This window comes from Mycobacterium aquaticum (genome assembly GCF_002086485.1).
Classification (GTDB): domain Bacteria; phylum Actinomycetota; class Actinomycetes; order Mycobacteriales; family Mycobacteriaceae; genus Mycobacterium; species Mycobacterium aquaticum.
The window spans coordinates 1-26,422 of record NZ_MVHF01000041.1 but is presented as its reverse complement, the minus strand read 5'-3'; the positions used below and the strand labels follow the sequence as shown (position 1 = coordinate 26,422).

Sequence of the window (26,422 nt, the reverse complement as noted above, 5' to 3'; positions counted from 1 at the left end):
ACTCGCGACGACACTGGCCGATTGCTAGTCGACTGCCCAGCGGGCCAGCAGTGAGGTGACATCGGCGGCGACCTGGCGCCGGGCCTCGCCGGTCACGGTGAGCGCAGGCATGGTCATGAACCCGTGGATGGCTCCGGAGTAGCGCCGGTGATGCACCGGAACGCCTTGGGCTGCAAGGGCCTCGGCGTACCGATCGCCTTCGGAACGCAACGGGTCGAAGCCTGCCGTCAGCACGACCGCCGGAGGCAGACCCGACAGCTCCGCGCGCAGCGGTGAGGCATGCGGATGGGTGCGGTCCGAGACGTTCGGAATGTACTGATCCCAGTACCACGCCATCGCGGCGGCGGTGTTGTAGTAGCCGGTCGCGAACTGGCGATAGGACTCAGTGGTGAAATCGGCGGCGATCACCGGGTACAGCAGCGCTTGAGCCGCGACGACAGGACCACCGCGATCACGCGCCAAGATCGCCGTCACCGCAGCGAGATTGCCGCCCGCGCTGTCGCCGGCGATCACCAGTCGCGCCGGGTCGCCGCCGAGCTCGCCGGCATGTTCGGCCGCCCAGCGCAGGGCGGCGTACAGGTCCTCGGCAGCCGTGGGCCACCGTGACTCGGGCGCCAGCCGATAGTCGACCGACACCACCACGGCGCCGATGCCGTTGGCGAGCGACCGGCACAGATCGTCGTGGGTGTCCAGATCGCAGAACACGAATCCGCCGCCGTGGGCGAATACCACCAGTGGCAGCGGAGGGCTCAGCGTTGTTGCGGGCCAATAGATCCGGACCGGTACACCGTCGGGTGTCACGCAGTCGCGCACGGCGCCGATCGGTTGCGGCTCGGTGGGTGGCCGAAACCGCGCCCGGACCGCCGCGCGGGCCTGCGCACCCGTCATGGTTTCGACGGCGGGGAAGCCGGTGTCGAGGACCGGCAGCAGCTCGGCGATCTCGGGATCGAGCCGGGAGGGCGGTTTGCCGGTCATTCCCACATCCGCCCGAACCGGGTCAGATTGAGCGACCGGCCCATGCCGCTGAGTTGGGTGATGACGTCTTCGAGCCGTCCGCCCGGAACGTCCAACTGCCACTCGGGCACCGTTGCGGTGAGGTTGACGATGTTCGGGCCGAAGCTGATGACGCTGAGCCTGAATTCGCGCGGCAGCTTCGGTAGCTTCACCCGGTAGGCGGGCGTACGTGCAGGCAGCACCCACCGCAATCGGCGGACGACCAGAACGCGTGGCCTCACCAGTAGCGTCGACCCGTCGATGGCGGCGTCTACTTCGAGGTGGCCCAAGCCGGGCCGGCGGGCCCACCGGATCTGCGCGACGCTGTTCGCGTCGACCCGACCGGTCAGCCGCGGCGCAGCGAGGTCGAAGAGCGCATCGACGACGGCGGTGGGTACTTCGACGGTCATCTCGAGTGGCGCCGTGACCAGCACCGGCGGGGTGGCGGGTTTGATGTGCACGTTGTGCAATACGGCGGTGGCCCGGTCGAGTTGGTGTCCGTTCCAGGAGATTTCGGCTGCAGACAGGGCTACGTCATTGAGTTGGCCGACCGACAGGCCGCGCATGTCGAGGTCGGACTCGAACTCCGTCACCGTGAGGGTGATCTCGCCCGAGTCGAGCCCGATGTTGAGGCGCCGGCCCACGATTAGTCGGCGCAGTGTGGTGAACACGGTCCGGTAGGCGCCGGCGCTCCCGTGCGGGCTGACCGCCGCCGATGACCACAACGACGCGAGAGAGTCCAGCGGCCGGAACGAGTCCCAGTGGCCGAACGGTCCCGTGTACGTCATGACTCAAGATCGTCACTGCGGGACCCAAATATTGCACGACCTGTACCGCTGAGCGGGACAACGGCCCACGAGCCACTCCTACGCACTGCACCATCACAATGCCCGGTACAAAACCGAACCCCGATGCCGGAAGCGAATTCATGATCAAGCGGATGAGGAGACAGTCATGGTGCCGGCCGTCAAGGACAGCCCCGATACCCCGCCGATCGCCGCGATCGGACGGGTCTCAGTGCTGCTGGATGCCTTCGACGGTGGTACTCGGCTGACCCTGGCTCAGATCGCTCGCCGCACCGGCCTGCCGCGTTCCTCGACCCACCGCATGCTCGACCAATTGGTGCGGCAGCGCTGGTTGTGCCGCACCGGGCACGAGTACGAGCTCGGAACCAAACTCATCGAACTGGGCCACCGTGCCGTACACCAGAACCGCGTCTACCGGGCCGCGGCACCGTTCCTGTGGGATCTGCACCGAGCGACGGGCATGGTGGTGCACCTGGCGATTCTCGACGGTGCCGATGTCGTCTACCTCGAGAGGGTGGCCGGCCGCATGGGACTGTCGATTCCGACGCAGGTCGGCGCGCGCCAGCCGGCGCATTGCACGGGTGTGGGCAAGGCGATTCTGGCCTACAGCCCGCTCGGTCAGCTCGAACAACTCGAGGAGGCGGAGCTGACCCGCAAGACCAACTACTCGATCACGGATACAGCAGAGCTGCGGGTCGCCCTGAGCGAGATCAGAACTCGAGGCGTGGCATTCGACCGCGAGGAGTGTGCCCCCGGATTCGGCTGTGTGGCAGCCCCGGTCGGGCCGGTCGACGAACCCGTCGCCGCGGTGTCGGTGTGCGGGCCGGTCGACCGGTTGCCGTTCGACAACCGGCTGGCCGCGCCGGTGCGCATCACCGCCCTGCAGATCTGGCGCAATCTGGATGACGCGGCAGTCGGCGGCTCGGGTCCTCGGCGACGGGCCCGGCAGCACACCGTCGGGACGAATGGTGCCGACCATCTGCTGCCGACCTGCCGCAAGCCTGCCCGCTGAACCGGGATCGAAAATTCGAGTAGTGCATTACTCGATCCCGCACGCCGACCCCGGCCATATGCTCGCCACAAGGTATTCCACAGGAAACGCGAGCAAGGATCACTGGCAAAGATGAAGCGCGATCCGGCGGGCAGCGTCGGTTGTTCGGGCAGGTGGCCGGACAACCATGATTGAGCGCGTTGTGCTGCAGGAAAAGCTACGCGTGCCCGAGGTTTCGGGGCTCGCCCGCGCCCGGTTGGAAGGGCCGTTGCTGTCCGGCTCGCAAACGAATGTCGATCTCGTGGTGGCGCCCGCGGGCTGCGGTAAGACCACTCTGCTGTCCCATGTCGCGACCGCGTCGACCCGGCCGGTGGGGTGGTACCGCATCACCTCCGACGATTCGACCGAATCTCGGATGGTGGCGCACCTGGCGGCGGCGCTGGCGGCGGTGACCGATACCGACGGTGCGGGTTCGATGGCTGATCTGCTGGCTGCTCTGGATCGCAGGACGAGCGTGGGTGGCGTCCTGATCCTCGATGATGTGCACGAGATCGCGGACACCCCAGCCGAGCGGGCGTTGGAGCAGTTCATCTCGCTGCGACCGCGCGGACTTCAACTGATCTGCGGGTCACGCCGGATGCCGGACTTCAACATCTCCCGCATCCGGGTGTCGGGGTCGATCTCCGAAACGGGAAGTGACGACTTGCGTTTCCGGTCCTGGGAGGTCGAGGAGTTGTTCGCCTCGGTCTACCGCGAGCCGTTGCGCCCGGAGGCCGCCGCGGCGTTGACGCGTCGCACCGGCGGCTGGGCCGCGGGGCTGCAACTGTTCCATCTGGCCACTGTGGGGCGCACCGCGGTCGAGCGGCATCAGGCCGTGGCAGGCCTCGGCGGCAGGTCCAAGCTGGTGCGCTCCTATCTGACCCGCAATGTGCTGGCAGAACTTCCGGCCGACCGCCGGGAGTTCCTGTTGCGAACCTGCACGCTCGGCCGGCTCTCCGGTACGGCCTGCGACGCGCTGCTGGGGATCACGGGTAGTCACCGCATCCTCGAAGACCTGGAAAGTGCGCAGCTGTTCACCTTCACCGATGACGGCGGGGTCTACTTTCGGTATCACGAGGTGCTGCAGTCGCATCTGGAGCTGGCGCTGGTCGAGCAGTACGGTCCGGCTGCTGCCCGCGAGTGCTACCGCAAGAGTGCAGGCGTCTTGGAATCTCTCGGTGAGACCCGTTCGGCAGCACGGGCTTTCGCGAAGGCGGGCGATTGGGCATCGGTGTCGCGCCTGGTGCAGGACACCGGCGGGCCGCGCATCGACGCGACGGCGCTCGATGATGCCCATCTGCTGCCTGCCAGCACCTGGCAGCACGATCCGTGGTTGGCGCTGGCGCATGCGCGACGCTTGATCCGCGAAGGTGCGTTGACGCGTGCGGTCGAGGCGTACCGGCACGCCCGCACCCTCTACGACGAACCCAACTATCAACAGATGTGCCGCGAGGAAGCCGCGGTGGCGTCGGCCTGGTTGTCGGCCGAGCACACCAGGCGGGCACCCGGTTCGGGAACCCTGGCACATCACTGGAGCGGGCCGTTGCGGCAGGCTCTGGTGCGTTCTCCCGATGGCGCCGGCGGACACCGGTGCATGGACGCTCGCGAACAGTTGACATGTGGGCTGGCTGCGATAGCCGCCGGTGAGCTCAGAGCAGCTCGGGGCCTGCTGGAGTCGATTGACGGCACCGTACCGGCCGAGGGGCCCGTCGATGTGTTGGCCGCCGTCGGTGCCGACCTCGCACTGGCCGCGCTCGATCTGCTCGACGGCGCCGCTGCCGATCCGTCCGCGCGGTTCAGCACCATCGCGGTGGCAGCCGAAAACGAGGGACTGCCGTGGGTTGCGCGGCTCTGCCACGGGTTGGAGCAAGTGTCGCTGGTTGTGTCGCGGGATGCGCTGTGGCGCTTGGAAAGTTGCTCGGACATCATCGACGCTGCCGAACGGGTGGGGGATCGCTGGGGCGCAGGCCTGCTGCTGTTCGCCGCAGGGCTGGCCAAGAACCGCGTGGGCCAGGACGGCAGCGGCGAACTGGACAGTGCCAACACGATATTCGGTGAACTCGGCGCGCCGGTGCTGCAACTGTGGTGCCGTTTGGTGGCGACGGCTCAGCGCGCCACCGAACCGGAGATCCGGGAGCTGCTGGCAACCGGCCAATCACTGCGCTCGCGCGGTGCGCAGGCGGTGGCACTTGGCCTGCTGGCGTCGACGCGGTCCGGGCCGGAGGTGACCGAGGCTGCCCGGGTCGCCGAGGCCTGTGGCATACCGCTGCTGAGTCGCGGTGCCGCCGACGCGCCGCGCGGCGCGATCGCCACGGCGACCGAGGTGGTCGAGGCGAGCCTGCCGCCCGTGGCGATCACCTGCTTCGGCGAATACCGCATCGCGATTGACGGAGAGGTCGTCGGGCTGAATCAGCTTCGGCCTCAGGCTCGTTGGGTCCTTCAGATCCTGTCCGCAGCGCCGGGACACGACCACCACCGCGAACTTCTCGAGGACATCCTGTGGCCGGGCGTCGACCATACGGTCGCCTGCCACCGCCTGCAGGTGGCCGTGTCGAGCGTACGGACCATGTTCGGGCAGGCGGATCTGGTCATCGGTCGTCGCGGCGAGTCTTACCGCTTGGAGTTGGGTGAACGGTCCACCGTCGACGTACGCGACTTCACCGACGCGCTGGCCCGGGCTGCGGCCGCGTCGGCGCGCGGAGATCTGCACGGCCGGATGAGCGCGCGGCATGAGGCGATGAACCTGTACACCGGCGAATTGCTGCCGGAGATCTCGGGCTCGTCTTACCTTGACGCAGAACGTGATCGGCTACAGCGCACGGCCGCTGCCGCTGCCGCGGCGCTCGCGGCGGATCACCGGAGCCTCGGCGAGTTCGAGCAGGCGCTTGTGATGGCGCAACGCTCGGTACAGCTTGAGCCATACCAGGACACGGCCTGGGTGGTGCTGGCCGAACTGCACGAGTCACTCGGCGACCACAGCTCCGCCGAATTGGTGCGCCGCGAGCACGCGCGGATGCAGGCTGACCTGGAGCCGTCGCATATGTGATCCTGGCAGGCTTTGAGCTACCCAAGTCGGATGTGGGACAAGGTGATCAGGCGTCGGCGGGGGCCGGGCACAGGCTGCCTTGGCCGTTCGCACCGTCAGCGGCCGGGGAAGACGTTCGGAATGCGTGACCTTCCTCACGATCAGTCACCGGCCAGAGGGTCTTGGTGGCGGAGGCCACGGTAACGAAGCCGACGCTGGCCCAGATGACATTCGACACGGCGCTCGGCCACGCGCCGTACAGCGCCGCCGCTATCGCGCCGGAGGTGCCACCGAGTGCGTTCAGGAGCCCGTAGCGCCAGGAATCGGCGATCAGCCGACCGCGGACGACCAGTACGTATGCAACGAAAGTCCCTACCGTTCCAAGCCAGCCGAGGATCGCTGCCAACATCGCCAAGACTCCGTTTCTCTCAACAATGCAATGCCTGCGCCAGTATTGCCCGCCGGATTCATTCATGACAATTGAATTGATCTTGATGTCTTGTTTAGCATTCCTGAATGTCGATCGACCCGCGTAGACTGCGCTTTCTGCTGGCCGTCGCCCGCGCCGGGGGCGTCCTGGCAGCCGCAGATCTGTTGCACATGACCCCTTCGGCGGTGTCGCAGCAGATCGCCCACCTTGAGCGGGAAACCGGTTGCACGCTCATGACGCGGACTTCTCAGGGTTCGGCGCTCACGTCCGAGGGGTTGGTGCTGGCCGAGGCGGCGCAGGAAATCGAACGGACACTCCTCGAGGCCAGGACGAGACTCGATCGGGCGGGGATCGAACTGCAGGGCGCCGTGCGCATCGGCGGTTTCCAGAGCTTTCTTTCGGTGGTCATCGCGCCGGCGCTGTCAGATTGGAAGCGCAAGCTGCCAGGAGTTCACTTCGAGGTGATCGAGGCTGATCAGGAGCTCCTGCTGCGGTGGCTGAAATCGGGTGAACTCGACGCTGCCGTCATCGAATTCGACGCGGGCGAACCACCCAAGTCCCTGCCGAGCGGGGTTACGGAGATCCCGCTGACCGACGAACCGTGGAAACTGGTCGTTCCGGCGGGCACCCTGCTGACCGATACGACCGATCTGGGCCGCATCAAGCTGCCATGGCTCGGAGTGGGACCCGGGGACGCGAGCGCTCAGGCCTTGCTGCGGCTGCGTCGGGTGGCCGGAATCGATCAACCGACCATCCACCGCTACTTCGCGACCCAGACTGCGCTGGCTCTTGTCGCGGCGGGGGAGGGTATGGCGGTCATCCCGACGCTGGCGCTGCACGGTATTTCGCTGAAAGGAGTTGAGACGCTGGATGTTCCAGGGCTCGGCACCCGCCGCATCGTGCTGAGGAGCCACTTCCGGGGTAAGCAGGCGCACCGGTTGCTGGCACCGGTGACGGCGTTGATCCGCGATGCGCTGTCGAAGATCGACGTCGGCCAGGCGTAGATCGCGGATGTCGGGTGCCGCTCCGGGCGGACGGGCCCGTCAGGGTTTCCTTGACGAATGACGATGCGTCAAGTAAACCTTGACGCATGGTGTTCCAATCAATCCGCTTGCACGCATTCCGCGAAGACCTGCCCGGTCCGCGGTGGCGTGCGCTCTACGATGCGACCTGGCCCGGCTACCGCGCCTGGTATCTACGGCCAGGCAGCGGTCGTCGCCCGGCTGCCGCACAGGCCGAAGCTGCACTGCTGCGGTACATGCCCGAGTTGCACCCGGTGTGGCAACACCTCGTGGAACTGACGGGTGGCGACCCGACGACCGCGGCCATGCTCACGCACTGGAACATGCCCGCGTTCGCACCGGCGTGTTCGCAAGCCGTCGTCGATACCCGCACGCGAGGAGGACAAACAGGGCCCGGAAGTCGGGCCCTCATCCGTAATTACGACTACCACCCCGACCTGTTCGAACAGATCGTGCTGACCACGCGGCTCGGGAACCGACTGGTGACCGGCACCGGCGATTGTCTGTGGGGTCTGCTGGACGGCATGAACTCCGACGGGCTCGCGGTGTCACTGACATTCGGCGGCGCCAAGGGGTCCGGTCCTGGCTTCGGGATCCCGCTGGTCGTGCGATATCTGCTCGAGGTTGCGGGCACGGTGCCCGACGCCCTGTCCGCACTGTCCGGCGTGCCGGTCTCCATGTCCTACAACCTGACCTTGACCGATCGGACCGGCTGCCACCGCACGGCCTACGTCGCTCCGGGCCGGCCGATGGAGGTACGCGCTGTGCCGCTGGCCACCAATCACCGGTTCGACCGGCCCGACGATCCGGTGCACGCCAGGCGTTTCCGTAGCGTCGAACGCCAGACCCACCTCATCGAGGTGTTGCGCGACCGACCAGACCCGGATGCGCTGGCTCGTGAGTTTCTCCGCACCCCGTTGCGCAGCACCGACTACGCGGGCGGCTTCGGGACGCTCTACACCGCCGACTACCGTCCCGACTCGGGGATCGTCCACTACCGCTGGCCGGGAACCACCTGGTCGAGGTCATTCGATTCGACCGATGCCGAATTGCGTCTCGATGTGGGGGCCGCTTCGCCACCGTAGAATGCCCGCATGCCGGCAGACCCAGACATTCCCGTGGCCGCCATGACCGAGAGTGAATTGGCGGCGCTCGTCCAGCGGGGTATCGACGAGCTGAGCGCTCGGGGCAGCCGCGAGGCCTTCGCCGAGCTGCTGCATGTGGTGGCATACACCGGGGAAAAGGTCGGTGAGGCGGCCCGGTTGTTGGCGACGTCGAATTCGTGGGCTCAGGTTGCCGAGGTGTCAGGCACGTCCAAGCAGGCTGCCTGGGAGCGCTGGCGGTCGTAGCCCGTCAGGCCCCTGCCTGCGCGGGAGACTCCGGTTCGGCGGCCGGGGGTGGCGCAGGTGGCGCCGGACGCGTGACGAGCTCGATGCGATGCGGGATGTGTGCCGGTTTGATCGCGTCGACCAGCGCGTCGACGCTGCGCGCGTCCACCTCATCGTCGGCGTTCACGGTGACCCGCACGAGCAGCCCCGGCGTGGACTGCCCACCAGGGCGCGAATCGGGTGTGAGAGACCATGTCGCCGAACCAGATTCGATGACTTCGGTGTCCCGGTTGAACGCGGCGACGACGGCGTCATGGATGCTCTGCGCAGTGCCCTGCCAACCCAGCAGCGCCGCACCCGCGGCGATCAACTGTCGCTTGTGCGCCGGCTCCCGACCGGCCACGGTGAGGCCGATCCAGCCTGCGAGCCAGTCGAGCATGTCGGCAGGAGTGGTGGTGGGATCCAGATACGCCGGCAGGCAGTCCAACGTCGCGAACACCGGTGCGAGCACCTCGTCGAACGCCGCGCACAGTTCCGCGGCCAACCAGTCGTCCCAGTACACCGACGGCATCGTGTCAATGAAAGGCATTGGGGTGTCGATGTTCTCGATTCCCGCTCTCATCGGTCGGCCATCCGGACACTGTGTTTGCCGAACGCGTAGGCCAACTCGTTGCGGGCCAGCGGAATCACCTCGGCAGGCTCGGTGGAGCGCTCGCCGGTGATGGGATCGAACCCAAACAATTGGACCGTGACCTTGCGGCCCATGTCCACTCCGGCTACCGGGGCGAGGGCCGCGGCCACCTCGTGCACCTGCACGGCACGTCCCATGGGCCACCCCGTGCCGTTCGGGCCGCCAGTCAGCGGATGCAGCAGGGCGTTGAGTGCCCGCTGCACATCGGTTTTCACCTGGGTGCGGGAATAACCTGGTAGCACCGCCAGCGCCACGACCACCGTGACCCCGCGATAGCGCGGGGGCTCCACCACGACGCGGGTGCCGATCAGGCGCCGCCGATTGAGGTGGTTCTTGATCCGCTGGATGGTCTCGGGTTCGGGAATGAGGTCCTCGCGGCGCACCAGGTCCATCTCGTCACTCGCGACGTGCGGCACGATCAGCACCCGCACGGTGCCTGCCTCCCGGGCGTCGACCGCGGTCAGGCAGTGCGCCCTGGCCACTTCGGGCGCCACGTCGAGCGTCAGCTGTTCGAAGTCCTGGGCAGTGACCGCCTTGCCGCGGCTGCGGAGCAACATCGGGCCGCGTACTTTCACCTCGTCAACCGTTTCGGCCTCTGCGCCGCCGACAGCGGCGCGCCGGTTCTCGACCCGGGCGACGTAGGGAACGCTGGTCTTGAGAACCCGGATCCGGCCCACCCCGACGTTGCCCTTGCGGCCGCCGCCGGTGCGGTAGGCGGTCATCACCAATGCTGAGGATCGCGGCGGGACCTTGCCGTACTGGCGGACCGCGCCGTCGGCTTCGCGCACCATCGGGCCGAACACGATCTCACCGGCTACCGGATCGATGTGGAACGACCGGCTCGAATCATCCTGTTCGCCAAAGTGTTCCACGGCTTGCCAAGGAGTCTCGCTCTCACCCACGACGGTCAGCGCGGTGCCGTTCCACGGCAGCACCGGACGATGCTGCAGCCCGAAGCGTTGCCCGGCGGTACCGTCGGACGTCCCCATCGGCTCGTCCCGTACGACTCGGGCATGGATGATCCGCGCGGTGCCGCCGACGGTGCACGCGGAAATCGATGTGATGAAGGGCGATTCGCTGTAGGTCGACTGACCGGGAGTAGTATCTACCAGCCGGCATCGCAGCCAGCCCCTGGCTTCGCCGCCGACCCGAGGTGGAGAGTCGAGAACATGTCCGCGCGGCACGTGCAGGATCACATCGCCCGGCTTGTTGAAGGCCTTGGTCTCGTCGCGGCCCGGCTCGCAGGGCACCCAGTCCGGGCCGCCGGTCCACGCTTCCCAGACATACGGGGGATTGGTCGGGTCGACGCCGACGCCGGATACCCGGCAGTCCACCCTCAGCAGCACAGCGCACGACGGGACTGCGCAGTCCAGCCCGATCAGCAGAGCGTCCCCGGGCACGGGACGCTCTGAGAAGCAGCGGAACTCGCCGCTGCCGGGTTCGTTGTTCTGCGGGACGGGTTCGCCACCGCCGGACTGGGTGGCGACGCGGCCGCCGTCCAACGAGCACGGCACGATGTCGAGTTTCTCGATGGTGGAGAACACGATCGGTTCATCGAGATCGGTGCGGTCGGTGCTGACCTCGGTCTCCTCGCGCACCGTGATGGTCTGCGGCTGCGGCGCGGAGAGCCAGAACGTCGCCTCGCCCTGTGCCGCACCGGGTGGACGCAGCTCCATCCCCAGCAGTTCCAGAAACTTGATGTAGTTGCGGTCGGGGACCCGGTTGAGCCGGTAGATGAGTTGGTCGACCATCATCGCGAAGGTCTCGATCAACGTGATGCCGGGATCGGAGATGTTGTGGTCTGACCATTCCGGGCAGCGCTGGCGGACCCGGCGACGGGCTTCGTCGACCAGGTTCTGAAACGTCCGGTCGTCGAGATTCGGTGCGGGCAGCATCCTCAGACCTCATTCCGCCGGTACATCGGGGACAGTTCGGCCGACGCGGGTGCGCCCGGCTCGTCAGGTATCACGTAGAAGGGGAAGACCAGGTTGCGTTCGTCGTTGTAGCCGCGGATCCGGTACCCGACGTCGATGTGGGCCATGCCGAGGTCGTGACGGTTGAACAGCACCCGCACGTCCTCGACGTCGATGCGAGGCTCCCACCTCTCGAGCGCACGACGCACATCGTTGGCGATTGCCGCGAGTGTCGCATCGTTCATTGGTGAGAACAGATGATCCTGGATGCGGCAGCCGAATTCGGGGCGCATGGGCCGCTCCCCAGGTGCGGTGCGGATGATGATCTCGATGGCCTGCTCGACGTCGCGGACGTCGGTGGCGAGCGCGATCGAGTCCGTGGGGTCGACCTGTAAGGGGAAGTTCCAGCCCGCCCCGATGAATTCATTGGTCATCTACTCACCCTCCGATCAACACGGTCGGGCAGCCCGGTCCGACAATGGGTGCGCCGCAAGCGGTCATGTCACCGAGCCGGGCCGCGGCCATGCCGCCGATGAGCACCGTCAGGCTTCCCGGCGGGATGATCGCGTTCGGCGGATGAGGCACCACCCCGGGAAACGCGCAGATGTGCGGGGTCCCGACCGTCGCCGCCGCGCTGCCGCCGATCAGCACAGTGGGTACGCCGGGCGGACCGATGGCGCCGGGGTGACCGGTCATATCCCCGACTCGCGCTGCAGGAGGCATGATCTGGTCCCTCTCAGTTGATCTTGACGGGAGCACCGGTGATGACATTGGGCCCGCCGGCTTTGAACTCGGCGGTGGCTTTCGCGGCAACCTTGACGGTGGCGGCCTGCAGCGAAAGAGCGGTCTGGGTGTCCACGTTCACCGCGCCCGAACCGCCGGACACCGAGACTCCGTTGGTGGCGGTGACGGAGATCTTCTTGCCCTTCAGCTCGAGGTCGCTGTTGCCGGCGTCGACCACGATTCCCTTGCGCCCCTCGATGAGTACTGTGCCGTCGCTGTGCACGGTGATGCAGGTGCCGACGGAATCCAGCGTCAGCTTGAGCTTCCCGTCGCCGGTTTCGGCTGTGATGCCTTCGGTTTTCCCGTTCTCGTCGAGCAGGTCGATGCGGTGGCCGTTGCGGGAGATGATCGATCGCCGGTTGACGGCGCCGGACCCCGTGTCGATGAGAGTGGTGCCCTTGGTGTTCGCGGTGTCCACACCGTTGTAGAGCCCGCCCAGTACGTACGGCCGCTGTGGATCCTGCTGCTCGAAGGCCACCAGCACCTCATCGCCGACCTCGGGGATCATCATGGCGCCCCGGTTCTTTCCGGCTCCCGGTTGCAGGGTGCGCGCCCAGTCGCTGACGTAGTCGTCGGAGAGCCACGGGAAGGTCAGTTTCACCCGGCCCTGGTGCGTTGGATCGTTCGCGTCGCTGACCTGGGCGATGACCACACCAGCGCCGGCAGCGGACCGCCCGCCGCCCGCGGTCAGACCGTACAGGCTGCGCTCCTGGCGCCCGGTCACCGAGAACGCGGTGGTGTAACCGCCGTTGGCCGGGTCGTAGCGGTGCCGTGCGGCGGTGATGGTGTACTTGCCGTCGAACGGCTTGCCTGCGTTGTCGACCGTGATCCCGACATTGGCCCGCAGCTTCGGGTTTCCCCGTGCCACGGCGTCGATCTCGGCGAACGAGCTGCTGATCTGTTCGGTGAGCGCGGCGGCGGCGGTATCGGCCTCGGACTGCGTCCGGTAGGCAGTGTCGGAGGCCACGTAGCGCGGATTGCCGAAAGGCTTGGCCATGTCGCCGGGTTTCACCGTCGGCAGGTCGACACTCTTGGTCGCCGCCTGCGACGTGCTGATGATCTTGCGCTTCTGCGCCACATCCCAGCCCCGGACCTCGACCTCGGTGACTTGTTCGGCTGCAGTGATCACCGACCGGAACCGCAGCAGGTCGGTGCCGAGGCGCAGCACCAGCGGGTCGGTCTTCTGGGCATCGTCCGACGGCGCGGTGTTCGCATCCTGGCGTGGGTGGAAACTGAGCTTGTTGTCGCGGACCGTCAGCTCGTACCCGATGCGTCTGGCCATCCCGTCGAGGAACTCCCAGTCGGACTGACCGAACTGGCCGAGATGGTCGAAAACCGTTTTGCTGGGCTCGATCTGGCCGGCCGGGATCTTGGCGCGCTGAGCCACCTGGGTGACGGCGTCCGAAGCCGTCGTCTGGGTGTAGGACTGCGTGTGCCTGCCGCGGAACAACCGGTGCGCGGGGTCGTAGCCGCGAACGATGGTGAACGAACCGGGGCCACCGATCTCGGCCTCCAATGCGGTCACCTCACCCTCGATCAGCTTCTCGGGCGTGTCGGTCTGCGTGCTGTCGACAGTGATCTTCACCTTGCCGCCGATCGTGACCTTGGCCTTCTCGATGACGATCCGGTTCGGATCGCGGAAGCGCAGCATGAACGCGTCCGGCAACCGCAGGCTGGAGTCGACGTAGGCCGAGGTGAGCAGCGGGCTGATGTCGTCGGGCAGCGGTGTGCCGTCGATCTCGATGAGAAAGCTTGCAGCGGTGGCCATCTCGATCAGCCTGCCGCCGCCGTGAGGGCTTCGAGCGTGGGCAGCTTGAGCCGCGTGCCGGTGGGGACGCGCATCGGATCGTCAACCCCGTTGTAGCGGGCCAGGGCTCGCCACAGTTGAGGGTCGCCGTACTCCCGGTAGGCGACCAAGGCCAGCGAGTCGCCGCTGACCACGGTATGGACGTCGTCGGCCGACAACGATCCCGACGTCGGATTCTGCTTGGGATCCGGCGTGACGTCGATTTCTTCCAGGTTGACCGTGCAGACCGCCCTGATCGGGATGCCGTTGGCGGCGAAGCGGGTGTACTTGGCCTGCACCTGGCTGATGTAGGCGGCGAAACTCTTGACCTGGCCCCAGTTGAACACCACCAGGAACGGCATGGCCTGTTCGCCCTTCTTCACCTCCTTGCACGGCACGCAGCAGCCGAAGAGCTTGTCCACCGACGCCACCACGTCGACCCCGTCCTTGGCGGTGGCGTCGAAATACAACTCGAGGCTGAGCTTGCACGGCTCGGCCCCCGAATACTCAGGTGGACCGGCCTTCTTCTCCTTGGTCGGTTTACGTTCCCACTTCGCGGATTTGGTGATCGACACCTCTTTCGGATTGAACTGGAAGGTGAGCTTGTCCTTGAGCGTCCCCAGTTCGGGCTTCCCGCCCTTGACGTGCTTGGGTTCCCACAGCTCCAAGAATGCGTACTGCGGCTGCGACCAGGTGTCGGGCGCGCTGTCCCCGGTCTTGTCCGGCGGCGGGGCCTTCAGCGCGATTGCCGTGTCAGCCATTGGGCGAACCCTTCTCCGGGGTGAAGCCGTGGTGAGCGATCTCAAGGGTCTCGGTGAACACCTTGGGGGAGTCCAGGTTCAGGCTGGGCCCGGTCCACCGGACCGGCACGACACCCTCCAACTGCCAGGTCATCACCGGATTGCCCGCAGCGTCCATCGCCTTGATCTCACCGGTGGTCGGCTTCAAGCCGTTGAGGGCCTTGACAATCCACTTTGTCAGCTTGGCGCTGTCCGGACCCACCGGCCGGGTCAGCTTGATGTTGCTGTACTTCATGCGGGTCGGCAACTGCCAGACCAAGCCGTTGTTGCCGCCCTCCTCGCGCTGCTCCATCACCACTTCCAAGCCGAAACCCTCACAGCTGCTGAACTTCCCGATATCGGTCTTGTCGAACTTGACGGCGAAACACACGCCTACGAACACCTCGTCGGCGTCCCCCTGGGGCAGTTGTGGCGTGCTCATCGTTCTGATGCCTCCCTCATCGCTGCTTTTTCCTCTTCGCGCAAGCGCTCATCGGCCCAAATCCATGAGGGTGCCCGCCCGCTCCCGATCCAGCCACAACTCGGCCCGCAGCCGCGCGGCCAGCGCGTCGTACACCCGGTTGACCAGCTCGTCGACGTCGGTGCCCGCCGCTGCGGGGGCGCCGGAACCCGACGCGGCCGGCACAGAAGTCACCGCCGGTGCCGCGGCAACCGGAGCCGCGGTCTCTGCGGTCGGGGCGGGCTCGTCGGTGGCTCGCTGGATACTCGGCAACTCCGGTGAACCGAAGGTGATGGTGTTGGTTGCGGCGTCGTATTCGTGTGCGCCGGCCGTGGATTGTGCTGTGTCCATGGAGTTCCGGTGATCAGGCGTGGGAGCCGCCGGCGGTGACTCGACGCCGACGACAGGGGCCGGGACTCGAGACCCTATGCGCTGGGTTCCAGCCTCGAACATGCGCTGCAGGCCGACCGGGCGCGGGCTGCTGAACACCTCTGCTTCACCGCCGGACGGATGCGCGGCGACACTCGGAGATGAGCCATGATCATCCGCGCTGCGCACCGGGGGCAGCACCACGAGTCGGCGGGCGGACCCGCTGGACCGCTGCACGGCCCGCGGCGCGGACGCCTCCGGTCTGCGTACGGGCTGGACACTGTCCGGCGCAGGGGAAGTGTCCACCACGGGCGAGGTGATCCGTTGTGCGACTGTTGCTTCGGCCGCGGGAACATGGTCCGCAGTGCCCTGCGGTCGAGCGGAGCCGGTGACCGGTGCTGTCGGGTTCGATGCGACACGAGGGGTGTCGCCAGCGGTGCGCATGACCGTTGGGGGGTGCTGCTGCGGCGCGGCAGAAACCGAGAAGGGGTGCACCCGGGGCTCGTGTTCCGGGTGGGTTTCGACCGGGGTGAGCGGAACCGTCGGTGATCGTTGCGCGACGGGTGGTTCGTAATGGTTGCTCACCGGCGCTGATTCGTCGATGACAGGCTGGGCGGTGACCACGGGCAGGTCCGTGGATTCCGCTGCCGGTGTGGTGGTGTCCGGGCTGGGGGTCGGGTGGAAGTCGGTGCGTATTGCCGGCGAAGGCGTCGACTGTTGCGGCATCGGAACCGGAGTCGACGGAGCCGACGGAGTGTGCCGCGTCGTCGCCGTCGGCTGTGGCGTGAGGCGCTGCACGGCGGCCGGTGCGTGCGATGGGGGCTGGGCGATCACGGATGGCGTGGTGGTGGCAATCGCAGCCTCATGCGGCACCGGTGCGTCGCCGTCGCGCTCGTCGACCACGGATAAGGTGACCGCCTGCGCGGGTTGCTCGTCGTCGGCGACGGCATCCGCAATGGGCTCCTCGGCGTCGGGTATCCGTTGAATTGCGGCCACCGGTTGTGCTTTCGGCGCGTCGAGCTCGTGGCCGATGGCCGGCTTGCCCGGCGCGGATGCCAGGGGAAGCGGTACGAGCGTCGGGATGGTCGGTGCGGCAGCGTCGGTGCGCTGGACGGTGTGCAGATGTCTCAACGGTGGCGTCGTGACCTCGGGGCGATGGGCGGTGTACACCTCCTGCGCTCGGTCGGCGGGAACCTCGGATGCTCCGGACACGGCGGCGCTCGAAGCGGTCGGCTGGGGTGGCGACGGAGCCGTAACCCGTTGTACGACAGTCGGTAACCGGTGCGTATCGGTGGCCCGGCGCTGGACCGCGGGTACGGGCGGGGCCGGCGTCGGATGCTCGACAGCTGTCGGTGCCACGCTGAACGGTTCAGTCGCGGCGGGTGATGCCACTGGCGGCTCGACGGGTGCTTCCTCGGCGGCGACGGCGTCGAGTGGTCGGCGTTCGTCAGGATCGGTGGCTTGCACCATGGTGCGCGCAGGCTCAGGTTCGTAGCCGGTTTCGATCACGGGCAGCGTTGCGGGTACGGGTGCGGAGGCGTCCGGCGTGACATCCCGCTGCACAGGAACGCCGACATGGGCCCGCTGCACACTCGGCAGCCGGGGTGCCCAGCTTTTGGACTGTGCTGCGGGGGCTGGTGTTTCCGACCGCGGCCCCGGGTGTGCCGGTCCGGTGTCCAACACCGGCAGCCGATGATGGTCGTCGACTGCCAGCAGCTGCACCGGTCGGGTGAATGCGGGGTTCTGTGAAGTGGTCAGCGTCGCGGTGAATCCGTTGAGGTGCGCGGTCGGTTCGATGTCACCGGTGGTGGGCGTGACGGCAACAAGGCGCTGCCACACCGGCTCTGGGCGGTCCGCGGGCGCGGGCGGCGCCACCGGTTCCGGGCGCCGTCCCCAGGGCCACCACTTCGGCATCACGGGCCTCCAGCTAGTTCTGTGTCAGGTTGCGGGTGAGTTGCACGAACCGACGCCGATCCCCGTGCTCCAGGTCGAGCACATCGTCGAGCGGCCAATGCAGGTGATAGGCAAGGAAAGCCGCCTCCTGGTAGAGGACGTCGGCCCCGCAGGTCACGATTCCCCCAGGCGGCTCCCCGCAACGTCGACGGCGAAATCGTTGTTGCAGTGCGGGCACGTGACCCGGGCGTGGGTGTGGCCGTCCTGATTCACCCGCCGGTAAAGGTCCTGCAGGAACGCCAGATCCGAGGCGAACAGGTTCTCGATGATTCCGCCGTGTACATCCTCGATGTCACCGATGCGGGTCACCACCCGGCCGATCAACACCACCGCAAGATAATTCGGACTTTCCCGCACGCGGTCGTCGCGCTGGGACACCAGTTCGTCACGCGCCGTCGCCAGCCGCATCACTCCGTCACGGTGCACGGTGCCCGAGGAGTCGACGTAGCCGCGCGGCAGGACGAACGGGAATTCGGTACGCAGTTCGCGCACCGGCTCATCCGAAGGCTTCTGCCCTGGCCCATCGGCCAGGGCAGAACTGCCGTGCACATTTCCTCGCCGCATCAGGCGGGTTCGCACTTCTCGTACGTCAGCACCAGTTTCTCCGTCATGACACTGGTGTCGCCGGCTTTCATCGAGCTGAGTTCCAGGCTCTTGGGCCACGCCGCGGTGAGGTTGTAGCGCTTGACCTCTTCACCCTCGTAGTCGAAGACGATGATGGAACCGCCTTTGCGGGCATCCTTCATCTTGCCCAGTTGGGAGTCCTTCACCCATTTGTCGAAGCTGCCATCCTTGGTCAACGGGCGAGTCAAGGTGCACTCACCGGCTTTCCACCGGCCGGGCAGCTTCTTGATGTTGTACTTGCCGTCCTTGGCCACGTTCGACTTGTACTCGATGACGTCCTGCTCCATCTTCAAGCCGGTCACCTCGGTGATGGCCTTGATCTGGATCCCGTCGAATTCGAGTCCGAATGAGTGGCCTACCGAGCTGTCGTCGTCCTGCAGTGCCATGGTTGTCTCCTCGTGTCAGGTGGGCTATTCGGCGACGAGGCTGGTGCCGCCGGAGTACTGCGAGAGGCGGAAGATCACGAATTCCGCGGGTTTGACTGGGGCAACCCCGATTTCGCACACCACTTCACCGGCGTCGATACCCTCGGCGGGATTGGTCTCGCTGTCGCACTTGACGTAGAAGGCCTCGTCGGGTGTCAGGCCGAACAGTGCTCCCTTGCGCCACTCGTTGACCAGGAACGCACTGATGGTGCGGCGCAGCTTGGCCCACAGCGAGTAGTCGTTGGGTTCGAACACCACCCAGTCGGTGCTGGTGAGGATCGACTCTTCCAGGTAGTTGAACAGCCGCCGGATGTTGATGTAGCGCCAGGCCGGATCTGAGGACAGCGTGCGGGCACCCCAGACCCTGATCCCGCGGCCCGGGAATGCCCGGATGCAGTTGATGCCTACCGGATTGAGCAGATCATGCTCGCGCCGCGTGATCAAGGTCTCCACATCGATTGCCCCACGGACGATTTCGTTTGCCGGCGCCTTGTGCACACCGCGAGTGTCGTCGTTGCGGCCCCAGATGCCCGCGACGAATCCGGACGGCGGCAGGTACTTGCCACCCCCGGTGGTGACCCACGGCCAGTACAGGGTCGCGTACTTGGAGTCGTAGCGGGCCTTGTCGACGCGCCACTCCTTGATCTGCTGTGCGTTGAATCCGGGCGGCGGATCCAGGATCGCCATCCGGTCACCCATCAGCTCGCAGTGCGAGATCATCGCCTGCTGCACCGACTGCACGGTGTCGATGTCGATGGCGCCGCGCTGATATGCCGTCAGCAGATCGGGCATGCAGACCATGGTGATCTCGTCGATCGTTTCCAAACCGGCGACACCGCTGCGTTCGTCGACGTTTCCCACGTAGTCGTCGGTGGTGAGTCGGTCCGGTGCCGTGGTCGTGGCGAGCTCGGCAGGTGCGGCGAGCGCGATCTGCATGCCGGCCTGCAGATCCTCGGCCGGTTTCCCGGAGATCTGTTCGAGTTTGATCGTCTGCGACGCCGCGTTGACGACGGTGGCGACGTTGTTCTTGCCGCGGGCGGTGGTGACATTGGGGAATTCTTCGACCGTCTGGCCATCACGCCGCACGATCAGCTTGACGCCGCCGGGCTGCTCCTCGCCGTCGCTGTGGAATGCCGCGACCTCGAGGCGTAACCGGTCGGGCGGCGTACTCGGGTCCAGCGCCACCACCCGATAGTTGGCCAATACGCCTTGGGGCCCGGCGGCCAGTTGCTGTTGGGTGCCGGCAGAGCCGTTTTCGCCCTCGCCGTCCCCGATGCGGACCACGTAGGAGTTGCCGCCGCCGTTCTGGAAGTAAGCGGCCACCGATTCGGCGAGGCAGGCTCCGTCGATCGCCCCGCCGAAGGTCTTGCGGTATTCCGTCCAGTTGCTGATCAGGGTGGGCTTGTTGAACGGGCCCTTCTCGGCGAGGCCGATGAACGCCGCCACGGCGGTGCCCACTCCTTCGATTGGCCTTGAGCCGGAGTCGGTTTCCTCGACATAGACTCCCGGCGACAGATACGTCGGCATTGCGCCTCCTCGATGCTCTGATGGGCTGGCCATGATCGTGCTCGTGTTGATGCGGTGCCGCGAGGCGCACCGGTACTGCCGTGCGGGCACCCGTTCGTGCACTTTGAGGCAGCGGATGGATCGCAGCGACCAGCGCCCGTGGCTCAAGCTCGCTCGACCGCATTGTCAGAGCGCACGGCCTGCGGGCCTCCTACCACCCGATGGCATGGTGAGAAGGGTTTCCGGGGCCGCAACCGCTAGCGAGTCTGGGAGTACGAATTGCAGCTAGGGCAGCGCTCCATGAGCGAATGTCTGCATTCCACAACATGATCAAGGAACAGCCGGGTCTGACGAAGCCGACGCTCACGGGCCCGGAGCCGATGCAACTCCGCGTCGATGATCTCCGCGCGTCCAGGTGAACGACGGTCGAGCAACGCGCCGATGACCGGCAGGGAGAGCCCGGCTTGACGACAGTGCGCGATGATGCGAGCCCTGGTCGCCTGCTCGGAGTCGTAGTCACGGTATCCGTTGGCTGAGCGTGACGGGTGCAAGAGCCCGACGTCCTCCCAGTGGCGCAGGACGTGCGTCTCAAGGTGCAGGCTTTTCGCCAGGTCGCTGATCCTCACTCAGCCATGGTGGTTGGGCACTTGCCTTCAGGTCAACCTGAATGTTTAGCCTCGCAGGCATGGCAAGTTCGCATCGAGATGTGCACTGGCAAGAGACCACACTGACCGACGGGCGCGTGGTGGCCTGGCATCGCCGCGGGTCGGGTCCACCCGTCGTCCTGTGCCACGGGACTCCATGGTCTTCCGTTGTCTGGCACCAGATTGCAGACGACCTTGACCACAGTCGAACTGTCTACCTGTGGGATATGCCTGGGTTCGGCCGCTCGAGCATGGTCGGTGGACAGGACGTCTCCATCGCAGCGCAGATTCGTGCGCTCACCGAGCTCCTTGATGTGTGGGACCTGGAGCGCCCCGCCGTGATCGCACACGATGTTGGCGGTGCGGTGGCGCTCGGCGCGCACCTTCTGCATCGACGGGCGATGGAGCGCCTCGTGCTCGTCGATATCGTCACGCTGCGTCCGTGGGGCTCACCGTTCTTCCGCCTGGTCCGCGATCACGCCGACGTCTTCATGCAACTACCCCCAGCGCTTCATGAGGGGTTGGTGCGTGCGTACATCCGAGGTGCCAGCTACCGCGAGCTTGACGCACCAACCCAAGAACTCCTTGTGGCACCGTGGCTCTCGGCCGTCGGACAACAGGCCTTCTACGCGCAGATCGCGCAGTGCCGCACCCAAGACACTGAGCCGATCGTCGATCGGCTCGCCGAAGTGACGACCCCGACGACGATCCTCTGGGGCAACGAAGATGCGTGGATACCCGCAGAGCAGGCGTCGCGTCTGGCAGCCTCGATCCCGGATGCGAAATTCACCTTGGTCCCGGAGGCCGGCCACCTTGTCCACTACGACGCGCCCGACCTGCTGGCGCGTCAAATTCAGGCAGCACTCATGCAACACGACGATGAGAAGCACTGACCCGACCGCCCGTTCGGGCACGGGCCGCTGTCCGAACGGACACGCTTTCGCGTCTTCCGCCGGGCCGGCAAGCACTGGATCGTTGCCTCATACCTTCAGGAGGTGAGACGGCATGCGTACCCACGACAGCGAGCACGAACGCGCATCGGAGTTGCGCCCGAAGGCTTCTCGACTCGAGGATCCGGAATCTGCGGTCGCGATGCGAGCAGCATTGTCAGGCAGGCTCGACGTGGCGGGTCCGGCCGGGGTCCTGGGCGTTCAGCGCGCGGCAGGCAATGCCGGTGCGGCCGCGCTGATGGACGAGGGCCGCTCACCTGTCCACGACGTGGTGTCTTCGTCCGGCACACCGCTTCCCGCCGACCTGCGCGCAGATATGGAAGGCCGGTTCGGACACGACTTCGGTGATGTTCGCGTGCACAATGATGCCGCCGCACATGCGTCGGCCAAATCGGTGAATGCGCAGGCCTATACGGTCGGCTCGAACATCGTGTTCGACAGCGGGAGATACGATCCGGGTTCGGATGCGGGCAAGCACATGATCGCTCACGAGCTCACGCATGTGGTGCAGCAGCGCAGCGGTCCGGTCGACGGTACCGACGTCGGAGGCGGGGTGAAGGTCAGCCATCCGTCGGACCGGTTCGAGCGTGAGGCCGTCGCCAACGCCGAGCATGTGATGGCCGGCCCGGCGCCTGCCGTGGCGGCACCTGCTGGAGTGCAACGCGTGGCCGAGGGGTCGGTCGCGCAGCGCGCGGAGGCGCCGGAAGAGGAGGAGACGGCGCAGACCTTCGTGCAGCGCGAGGAAGAGCAGGCCGAAGAAGAGTCGGCCTGAGAGCAATTCCACCGGGGGCACCATGAGCGAGCCGGCGCGGGCCGCGCGAGAGGTCAATGACGCGCTCGTGGCGGGGCGGGCGCAGACGCGGCGGCCGCGACCGCAGCCGGGGGTGACCGGGCTGGCCGCGCTGCAGCGGGCGGCCGGAAATGCGGCGGTCAATGCCCTGCTATTGGGCAAGCTCAGAGCACCCGGCAGGGAAGAGATCGAAACCGCGCTGGGGGAGATGCGCCGCGACGAGCCCGCCGTCGACACGGTCGAGAAGGGGTTGAAGGCTGCGCAGGCCGTCGGCGTCCCCGTCGAGCTGGAGGGTCCGAAGCCACCGGCATCGGCATTGGCGGTCACCACGACCGGATTCGGGCCGGCTTCGGTCGCACCGAAAAAGGCTGTGCCGCCGCCGAAACCGGTGCCCGCCAAGAGTGCACTGGGCAGGGCCGCAGCACCGGCCAAGCGAGGCGGTGCGAGCGGTTCCGGCGTCCGGGCAGTGCCTCCGGCGGCACCGGCCGGTGCTGGCGCGGCCCTGCCCGCTGCGTTGAGTGCCGATCAACTGCTGCAACCCCCGGTGGCGCCACCGGGGGTGAAGCCTGCCCAGGACCCGGCATTCGGCGCTGTCACCGGCGGTGTCCGGTCGGTCGCGCATGACAAGCGGTCCCATCCCGTCGCCGGGTCGAAAGCCAAAGAGGCGCAGGACGCGGCGGTGGCACCGTCCGACGACATCGCAGGCCAAGCGAAGGCGGCCAAGGTCGACACGATGGACGCCCAGCAGGCCGGGACGTTCGACAAGAAGGCGTTCATCGCCGCCGTCAAGGCCGCGATCGAGGCCAAGTCCCCGAAAACCCTCAAAGAAGCCGATTCGTATGCCGAGTCGGGTAAGGCCGGCGAGGTCAAGGACGAGATCAAGGGAATGGTGTCCCAGGGCAAGGAGGGGCAGGCCAAGGACATCGAGGCGGCGACGGACGCACCCCCGGACACCTCCAAGGCCGTCGCGAAACCGGTGACGCCGATGGGGCCCGAGGAACAGGCGCCGGCGCCCGCGGTCCCCGCGGCGGGCGCAGTGCCGAAACCTGCACCGCCGGAGCAACTCAACCTGGAAGCAGGCAAGCAGCAGGCCAATCAGGAGATGGCCAACGCCGACGTCGACGAAAAGCAGCTTGCCGAGTCCAACGAGCCCCAATTCCAGCAGGCATTGGCCGACAAGAAAGAAGCCGCGGCGCACGCCGACACCGCGCCGGCCGAATACCGCAAGCACGAAGCAGACACCATCGACCAGTCGAAGACCGAAGCCGCCGCGGCGACCACCGCCGGGATCACCGGCATGCAAGGTTCCAAGGCGGCGGCACTGGCCCACCTCGTCGCAGACAAGGGCAAGACCAAATCCAAGGATGAGGCCAAGCGGGCCGAGGTCACGGCCAAGGTGCAAGCCATCTTCGCGACCACCGAAGCCGACGTGAAGAAGATCCTCGACGGCATCGATCCCAAGGTGGAGAAGGCGTTCGAGGAGGGGGAGGCGAGCGCCCGCAAGTCCTTCGAGACGTTCGTCGCCGCGAAGATGGCGGCCTACAAGGCGGACCGATACAGCGGCTGGCTCGGCGGATTACGTTGGGCCAAGGACAAATTGCTGGGCATGCCGGACGCGGTCAACCGGTTCTACGAGGCGGGCCGCGAACTGTATCTCAAGCAGATGGACACGGTGATCTCCCGGGTGGCCGACATCGTGGGCAACGACCTGACCGCGGCCAAGAAGCGCATCGCGGCGGGCCGTACCGAGATCGCCTCCTACGTCAAGAGTTTGCCGGCCAACCTACAGAAGGTGGGTGCCGAGGCGTCGAAGGAGATCAACGACAAGTTCGAGCAGCTGGAGAGCGACGTCAACTCCAAGCAAGACGCCCTCGTCGACACCCTGGCCACCAAGTACGTCGAAGCGCGCAAGGGCCTCGACGACCGGATCGAGGAGTTGCAGGCCGAGAACAAGGGCTTGGTAGACAAGGCGATCGGGGCGATCAAAGCCGTCATCGAGACCATCCGCAAACTCACGTCGATGCTGATGAACACCCTGGCGCGGGTGGCCAGTGTCGTCGGCGACATCGTCAAGCACCCGGTGCGATTCCTCGGCAACCTGATCGACGGGGTCAAGGGCGGCATCATGCGCTTCAAGGACAACATCCTGGAGCACCTGCGCAGGGGCCTGATGACATGGTTGTTCGGTGCGCTCGCCGAGGGTGGCATCGAGCTGCCCGAAAAGTTCGATCTGCAGGGCATCATCAAGCTGCTCCTGTCCTTGTTCGGCTTGACCTGGACCAACATTCGCAACCGGTTGGTCAAGCAGATCGGCGAGCCGGCGATGGCCGCGATCGAGAAGGGCGTCGAGATCTTCCGGACCATCGCGTCCACTGGCCTGGCGGGGCTGTGGCAGATGCTGATGGACAAGCTCGGTGACATCAAGGAGATGATCCTCGAGAAGGTCAAGGACTTCGTCGTCACCAGGATCATCACGGCCGGAATCACCTGGCTGATCGGCCTGCTGAACCCGGCCGCGGCATTCATCAAGGCCTGCAAGCTGATCTACGACATCATCATGTTCTTCGTCGACAACGCCGAGCGAATCCTCAAGTTCGTCAACACAGTGATCGACTCGGCCGTCGACATCGTCCGCGGCAACATCGGCGGCGTCGTCGCCAAGATCGAGGACGTCCTCGGGCAGATGGTGCCGATCCTGATCGGCTTCCTCGCCAGTGCCATCGGGATCGGCGGCATCGGCGAGAAGATCCGCGAGATCATCGCCACCTTGCAGAAACCCGTCAACAAAGCCATCGACTTCGTCATCAAGACCGGGCTCAAACTTGCCGGGCCGATCATCCGCGGGCTCAAAGGTATTGGCAGCAAAGTGAAGGCCAAGGTGGCAGCGGGCAAGGCATGGGTGAAGGGCAAGGTTGAGGCTGGTAAGGAGTGGGCGAAGGGGAAGGTCGCTGCAATAACAGGGCGCCACCAGACCCCGTTCACGGTGCGCCAACCTGAGGGTGTGACAGAGCGACATACCGTGATGAGCACGATCGGCGAGGACGGTCACGTCAAGACCATCGTCGCCAGCCAGCCCACCGAAATCGGCGTGCTCCTTGGGTTGTACCGGGGTCGCTTGGCGGAGCTTCCGGAGCAGCAGGGCACGCAGCGTCCTCGCTCCGAGGCAGTCACCGCGATGAACAATATCGACACCGCAACGCGGGAACTGGCAGCGGCGAAGACACCGAAAGATGTTGAGAAAGCCAATGATAAGCACGCCCGCAATCTGGCGAAGCTGCTCGGCATACAGGCGCAGTTCGGGCAACCAAACCGCGCGCGTATGGCAGAGGAGCCACGCGGCGGCCAGCAAATGACCGCCAGGATCACCGTGTGCGTTCCACCCAGGAACCCGCCGACAGAAGCTCAACCCGAACCGCCCGCCCGTACACCCTTGGAGATGGCTGGTACCGTCCCACGAGGCACGGGTACAACGCCTCCTCGCGGTTCAGGCTATGAACTGTTCAACCCTGATGACCGGCTGCCCGCAGAGTCCCGAAACAAACCGCGCGGCGGTGTTTACACCGGTACCAACGAACCGAATTTGACTGGTCTTCCACAGCAGCGTGAAGTTGTGACACATGGTTGGGCATCTGGCGGGGCTGCGTTCTTCAGGTCGAACACTGGCCATACGGAAAGCCAGTTCGACAATTTTCTGGAGCAGCAGGGGTCTGCCTTCCGCGAGCGGATTGTCGCCATCGAGATCAAGAGCAACCTCAGTCCGTGCACGGCTTGTACCGACATGCTGGTGGGAATTCGGCGGACCTTGGACAAAGAGCGTGCGCCCGTCGACCCCAGCATGCCCTCGGGTCCGAAGATCGCGACGGCCGCTCTGACATTTGCGTACAGCGAGCGGTATGAGCCGCGCGAGAGTTACAACATGCCGGACCGGCAAGCCGCACAGACCACGCCAGCAGATCTCGCCAAGCTCCGTGGTGCGCGTTGGCTCATCAGCGGGGCCTGAGCCCGTCGCCGAGATTGACGTGAGGGTTGTTGTGACGGCTCAGAGTCAAGTGGTCGCTGCAACACCTGATTTTTGGGCGGTGTTGTTCGATGGGATTTCGGGTGCAGGGGTCGCG

The 26,422-nt window shown here is 66.3% G+C and carries 24 protein-coding genes; 8 read left to right on the top strand and 16 right to left on the bottom strand.

Annotated features, from left to right (window positions below; all coding sequences use genetic code 11):
* Positions 1 to 24 precede the first annotated feature (24 nt).
* Together BST13_RS29090 and BST13_RS29085 are read right to left on the bottom strand one after the other, a co-directional pair.
* The gene (locus tag BST13_RS29090; RefSeq protein WP_083168444.1) at positions 25 to 975 is read right to left on the bottom strand and encodes an alpha/beta hydrolase; all 951 of its coding nucleotides are present in this window, start codon (positions 973 to 975) and stop codon (positions 25 to 27) included.
* Entirely contained in the window at positions 972 to 1,781 is an 810-nt protein-coding gene (locus tag BST13_RS29085) for a hypothetical protein (RefSeq protein ID WP_083168443.1), read from the bottom strand. The genes BST13_RS29090 and BST13_RS29085 overlap by 4 nt, the downstream gene beginning before the upstream one ends.
* 166 nt (positions 1,782 to 1,947) lie before the next feature.
* On the opposite strand from BST13_RS29085, the gene BST13_RS29080 reads away from it, so the two are divergent.
* Positions 1,948 to 2,811, top strand: a complete 864-nt coding sequence (locus BST13_RS29080; protein WP_083168441.1) for an IclR family transcriptional regulator — start codon at positions 1,948 to 1,950, stop codon at positions 2,809 to 2,811.
* A gap of 166 nt (positions 2,812 to 2,977) precedes the next feature.
* Positions 2,978 to 5,875, top strand: coding sequence for a winged helix-turn-helix domain-containing protein (locus tag BST13_RS29075; protein ID WP_083168440.1), 2,898 nt, complete (start codon positions 2,978 to 2,980; stop codon positions 5,873 to 5,875).
* A gap of 46 nt (positions 5,876 to 5,921) precedes the next feature.
* Here the strand turns inward: BST13_RS29075 and BST13_RS29070 are convergent, their stop codons facing one another.
* Positions 5,922 to 6,329, bottom strand: a complete 408-nt coding sequence (locus tag BST13_RS29070) for a CBU_0592 family membrane protein (protein WP_142282862.1) — start codon at positions 6,327 to 6,329, stop codon at positions 5,922 to 5,924.
* 41 nt (positions 6,330 to 6,370) lie between these two features.
* Between BST13_RS29070 and BST13_RS29065 the strand changes: the two genes are divergently transcribed.
* The 3 genes from BST13_RS29065 to BST13_RS39505 all read left to right on the top strand — a co-directional run bounded on the left by BST13_RS29065 (position 6,371) and on the right by BST13_RS39505 (position 8,655).
* Positions 6,371 to 7,288, top strand: a complete 918-nt coding sequence (locus BST13_RS29065; protein ID WP_083168437.1) for a LysR family transcriptional regulator — start codon at positions 6,371 to 6,373, stop codon at positions 7,286 to 7,288.
* Positions 7,289 to 7,374: 86 nt separating this feature from the next.
* Positions 7,375 to 8,391 (top strand): C45 family autoproteolytic acyltransferase/hydrolase, encoded by a 1,017-nt coding sequence (locus tag BST13_RS29060; RefSeq protein WP_083168435.1) that lies wholly within the window; start codon positions 7,375 to 7,377, stop codon positions 8,389 to 8,391.
* Between the two features lie 9 nt (positions 8,392 to 8,400).
* Positions 8,401 to 8,655 (top strand): hypothetical protein, encoded by a 255-nt coding sequence (locus tag BST13_RS39505; RefSeq protein WP_083168434.1) that lies wholly within the window; start codon positions 8,401 to 8,403, stop codon positions 8,653 to 8,655.
* A gap of 4 nt (positions 8,656 to 8,659) precedes the next feature.
* Here BST13_RS39505 and BST13_RS29050 read toward each other — a convergent pair whose 3' ends face one another.
* The 13 genes from BST13_RS29050 to BST13_RS28995 form a co-directional block, all read right to left on the bottom strand.
* Entirely contained in the window at positions 8,660 to 9,223 is a 564-nt protein-coding gene (locus tag BST13_RS29050) for a phage tail protein (RefSeq protein ID WP_245839849.1), read from the bottom strand.
* Between the two features lie 29 nt (positions 9,224 to 9,252).
* The gene (locus BST13_RS29045) at positions 9,253 to 11,220 is read right to left on the bottom strand and encodes a putative baseplate assembly protein (protein WP_083168431.1); all 1,968 of its coding nucleotides are present in this window, start codon (positions 11,218 to 11,220) and stop codon (positions 9,253 to 9,255) included.
* A gap of 2 nt (positions 11,221 to 11,222) precedes the next feature.
* Entirely contained in the window at positions 11,223 to 11,672 is a 450-nt protein-coding gene (locus BST13_RS29040) for a GPW/gp25 family protein (protein ID WP_083168429.1), read from the bottom strand.
* A 4-nt stretch (positions 11,673 to 11,676) separates the two neighbouring features.
* Positions 11,677 to 11,961, bottom strand: coding sequence for a PAAR domain-containing protein (locus BST13_RS29035; protein WP_083168428.1), 285 nt, complete (start codon positions 11,959 to 11,961; stop codon positions 11,677 to 11,679).
* A 13-nt stretch (positions 11,962 to 11,974) separates the two neighbouring features.
* The gene (locus BST13_RS29030) at positions 11,975 to 13,789 is read right to left on the bottom strand and encodes a VgrG-related protein (RefSeq protein ID WP_083168426.1); all 1,815 of its coding nucleotides are present in this window, start codon (positions 13,787 to 13,789) and stop codon (positions 11,975 to 11,977) included.
* Between the two features lie 5 nt (positions 13,790 to 13,794).
* Positions 13,795 to 14,568: a CIS tube protein gene (locus BST13_RS29025; RefSeq protein WP_083168425.1), complete on the bottom strand. Its 774-nt coding sequence runs from the start codon at positions 14,566 to 14,568 to the stop codon at positions 13,795 to 13,797.
* Entirely contained in the window at positions 14,561 to 15,028 is a 468-nt protein-coding gene (locus BST13_RS29020; RefSeq protein ID WP_083168423.1) for a phage tail protein, read from the bottom strand. Before BST13_RS29020 ends, BST13_RS29025 begins: the two co-directional genes overlap by 8 nt.
* Positions 15,029 to 15,076: 48 nt before the next feature.
* Positions 15,077 to 17,329 (bottom strand): hypothetical protein, encoded by a 2,253-nt coding sequence (locus BST13_RS29015; protein WP_142282861.1) that lies wholly within the window; start codon positions 17,327 to 17,329, stop codon positions 15,077 to 15,079.
* 13 nt (positions 17,330 to 17,342) lie between these two features.
* Positions 17,343 to 17,486, bottom strand: coding sequence for a DUF6760 family protein (locus BST13_RS39350; RefSeq protein WP_095533749.1), 144 nt, complete (start codon positions 17,484 to 17,486; stop codon positions 17,343 to 17,345).
* The gene (locus tag BST13_RS29010; protein ID WP_245839848.1) at positions 17,483 to 17,917 is read right to left on the bottom strand and encodes a hypothetical protein; all 435 of its coding nucleotides are present in this window, start codon (positions 17,915 to 17,917) and stop codon (positions 17,483 to 17,485) included. The genes BST13_RS39350 and BST13_RS29010 overlap by 4 nt, the downstream gene beginning before the upstream one ends.
* A gap of 14 nt (positions 17,918 to 17,931) precedes the next feature.
* A complete protein-coding gene (locus BST13_RS29005; protein ID WP_029370186.1) occupies positions 17,932 to 18,378 on the bottom strand; it encodes a phage tail protein in 447 nt (148 codons plus the stop codon).
* A 24-nt stretch (positions 18,379 to 18,402) separates the two neighbouring features.
* Positions 18,403 to 19,944, bottom strand: a complete 1,542-nt coding sequence (locus BST13_RS29000; protein WP_083168418.1) for a phage tail sheath family protein — start codon at positions 19,942 to 19,944, stop codon at positions 18,403 to 18,405.
* A gap of 236 nt (positions 19,945 to 20,180) precedes the next feature.
* Positions 20,181 to 20,549 (bottom strand): MerR family transcriptional regulator, encoded by a 369-nt coding sequence (locus tag BST13_RS28995; RefSeq protein WP_083168417.1) that lies wholly within the window; start codon positions 20,547 to 20,549, stop codon positions 20,181 to 20,183.
* Between the two features lie 59 nt (positions 20,550 to 20,608).
* Between BST13_RS28995 and BST13_RS28990 the strand changes: the two genes are divergently transcribed.
* From BST13_RS28990 to BST13_RS28980, 3 genes are all read left to right on the top strand, one after another.
* A complete protein-coding gene (locus BST13_RS28990) occupies positions 20,609 to 21,460 on the top strand; it encodes an alpha/beta fold hydrolase (protein ID WP_083168415.1) in 852 nt (283 codons plus the stop codon).
* Positions 21,461 to 21,572: 112 nt separating this feature from the next.
* A complete protein-coding gene (locus BST13_RS28985) occupies positions 21,573 to 22,289 on the top strand; it encodes an eCIS core domain-containing protein (RefSeq protein ID WP_083168414.1) in 717 nt (238 codons plus the stop codon).
* 22 nt (positions 22,290 to 22,311) lie between these two features.
* Positions 22,312 to 26,307, top strand: a complete 3,996-nt coding sequence (locus tag BST13_RS28980) for a phage tail protein (RefSeq protein WP_245839847.1) — start codon at positions 22,312 to 22,314, stop codon at positions 26,305 to 26,307.
* Positions 26,308 to 26,422 lie beyond the last annotated feature (115 nt).

Coding starts and splice junctions, on each gene's coding strand:
- BST13_RS29030 (WP_083168426.1), bottom strand. CDS start 13,789: ATGGCCACCGCTGCAAGCTTTCTCATCGAGATCGACGGCACACCGCTG.
- BST13_RS29065 (WP_083168437.1), top strand. CDS start 6,371: ATGTCGATCGACCCGCGTAGACTGCGCTTTCTGCTGGCCGTCGCCCGC.
- BST13_RS29090 (WP_083168444.1), bottom strand. CDS start 975: ATGACCGGCAAACCGCCCTCCCGGCTCGATCCCGAGATCGCCGAGCTG.
- BST13_RS28990 (WP_083168415.1), top strand. CDS start 20,609: ATGGCAAGTTCGCATCGAGATGTGCACTGGCAAGAGACCACACTGACC.
- BST13_RS29080 (WP_083168441.1), top strand. CDS start 1,948: ATGGTGCCGGCCGTCAAGGACAGCCCCGATACCCCGCCGATCGCCGCG.
- BST13_RS29000 (WP_083168418.1), bottom strand. CDS start 19,944: ATGCCGACGTATCTGTCGCCGGGAGTCTATGTCGAGGAAACCGACTCC.
- BST13_RS29050 (WP_245839849.1), bottom strand. CDS start 9,223: ATGCCTTTCATTGACACGATGCCGTCGGTGTACTGGGACGACTGGTTG.
- BST13_RS29045 (WP_083168431.1), bottom strand. CDS start 11,220: ATGCTGCCCGCACCGAATCTCGACGACCGGACGTTTCAGAACCTGGTC.
- BST13_RS29040 (WP_083168429.1), bottom strand. CDS start 11,672: ATGACCAATGAATTCATCGGGGCGGGCTGGAACTTCCCCTTACAGGTC.
- BST13_RS29005 (WP_029370186.1), bottom strand. CDS start 18,378: ATGGCACTGCAGGACGACGACAGCTCGGTAGGCCACTCATTCGGACTC.
- BST13_RS28985 (WP_083168414.1), top strand. CDS start 21,573: ATGCGTACCCACGACAGCGAGCACGAACGCGCATCGGAGTTGCGCCCG.
- BST13_RS29025 (WP_083168425.1), bottom strand. CDS start 14,568: ATGGCTGACACGGCAATCGCGCTGAAGGCCCCGCCGCCGGACAAGACC.
- BST13_RS29060 (WP_083168435.1), top strand. CDS start 7,375: ATGGTGTTCCAATCAATCCGCTTGCACGCATTCCGCGAAGACCTGCCC.
- BST13_RS29015 (WP_142282861.1), bottom strand. CDS start 17,329: ATGCCGAAGTGGTGGCCCTGGGGACGGCGCCCGGAACCGGTGGCGCCG.
- BST13_RS28980 (WP_245839847.1), top strand. CDS start 22,312: ATGAGCGAGCCGGCGCGGGCCGCGCGAGAGGTCAATGACGCGCTCGTG.
- BST13_RS29070 (WP_142282862.1), bottom strand. CDS start 6,329: ATGAATGAATCCGGCGGGCAATACTGGCGCAGGCATTGCATTGTTGAG.
- BST13_RS29085 (WP_083168443.1), bottom strand. CDS start 1,781: ATGACGTACACGGGACCGTTCGGCCACTGGGACTCGTTCCGGCCGCTG.
- BST13_RS29020 (WP_083168423.1), bottom strand. CDS start 15,028: ATGAGCACGCCACAACTGCCCCAGGGGGACGCCGACGAGGTGTTCGTA.
- BST13_RS39505 (WP_083168434.1), top strand. CDS start 8,401: ATGCCGGCAGACCCAGACATTCCCGTGGCCGCCATGACCGAGAGTGAA.
- BST13_RS29075 (WP_083168440.1), top strand. CDS start 2,978: ATGATTGAGCGCGTTGTGCTGCAGGAAAAGCTACGCGTGCCCGAGGTT.
- BST13_RS29035 (WP_083168428.1), bottom strand. CDS start 11,961: ATGCCTCCTGCAGCGCGAGTCGGGGATATGACCGGTCACCCCGGCGCC.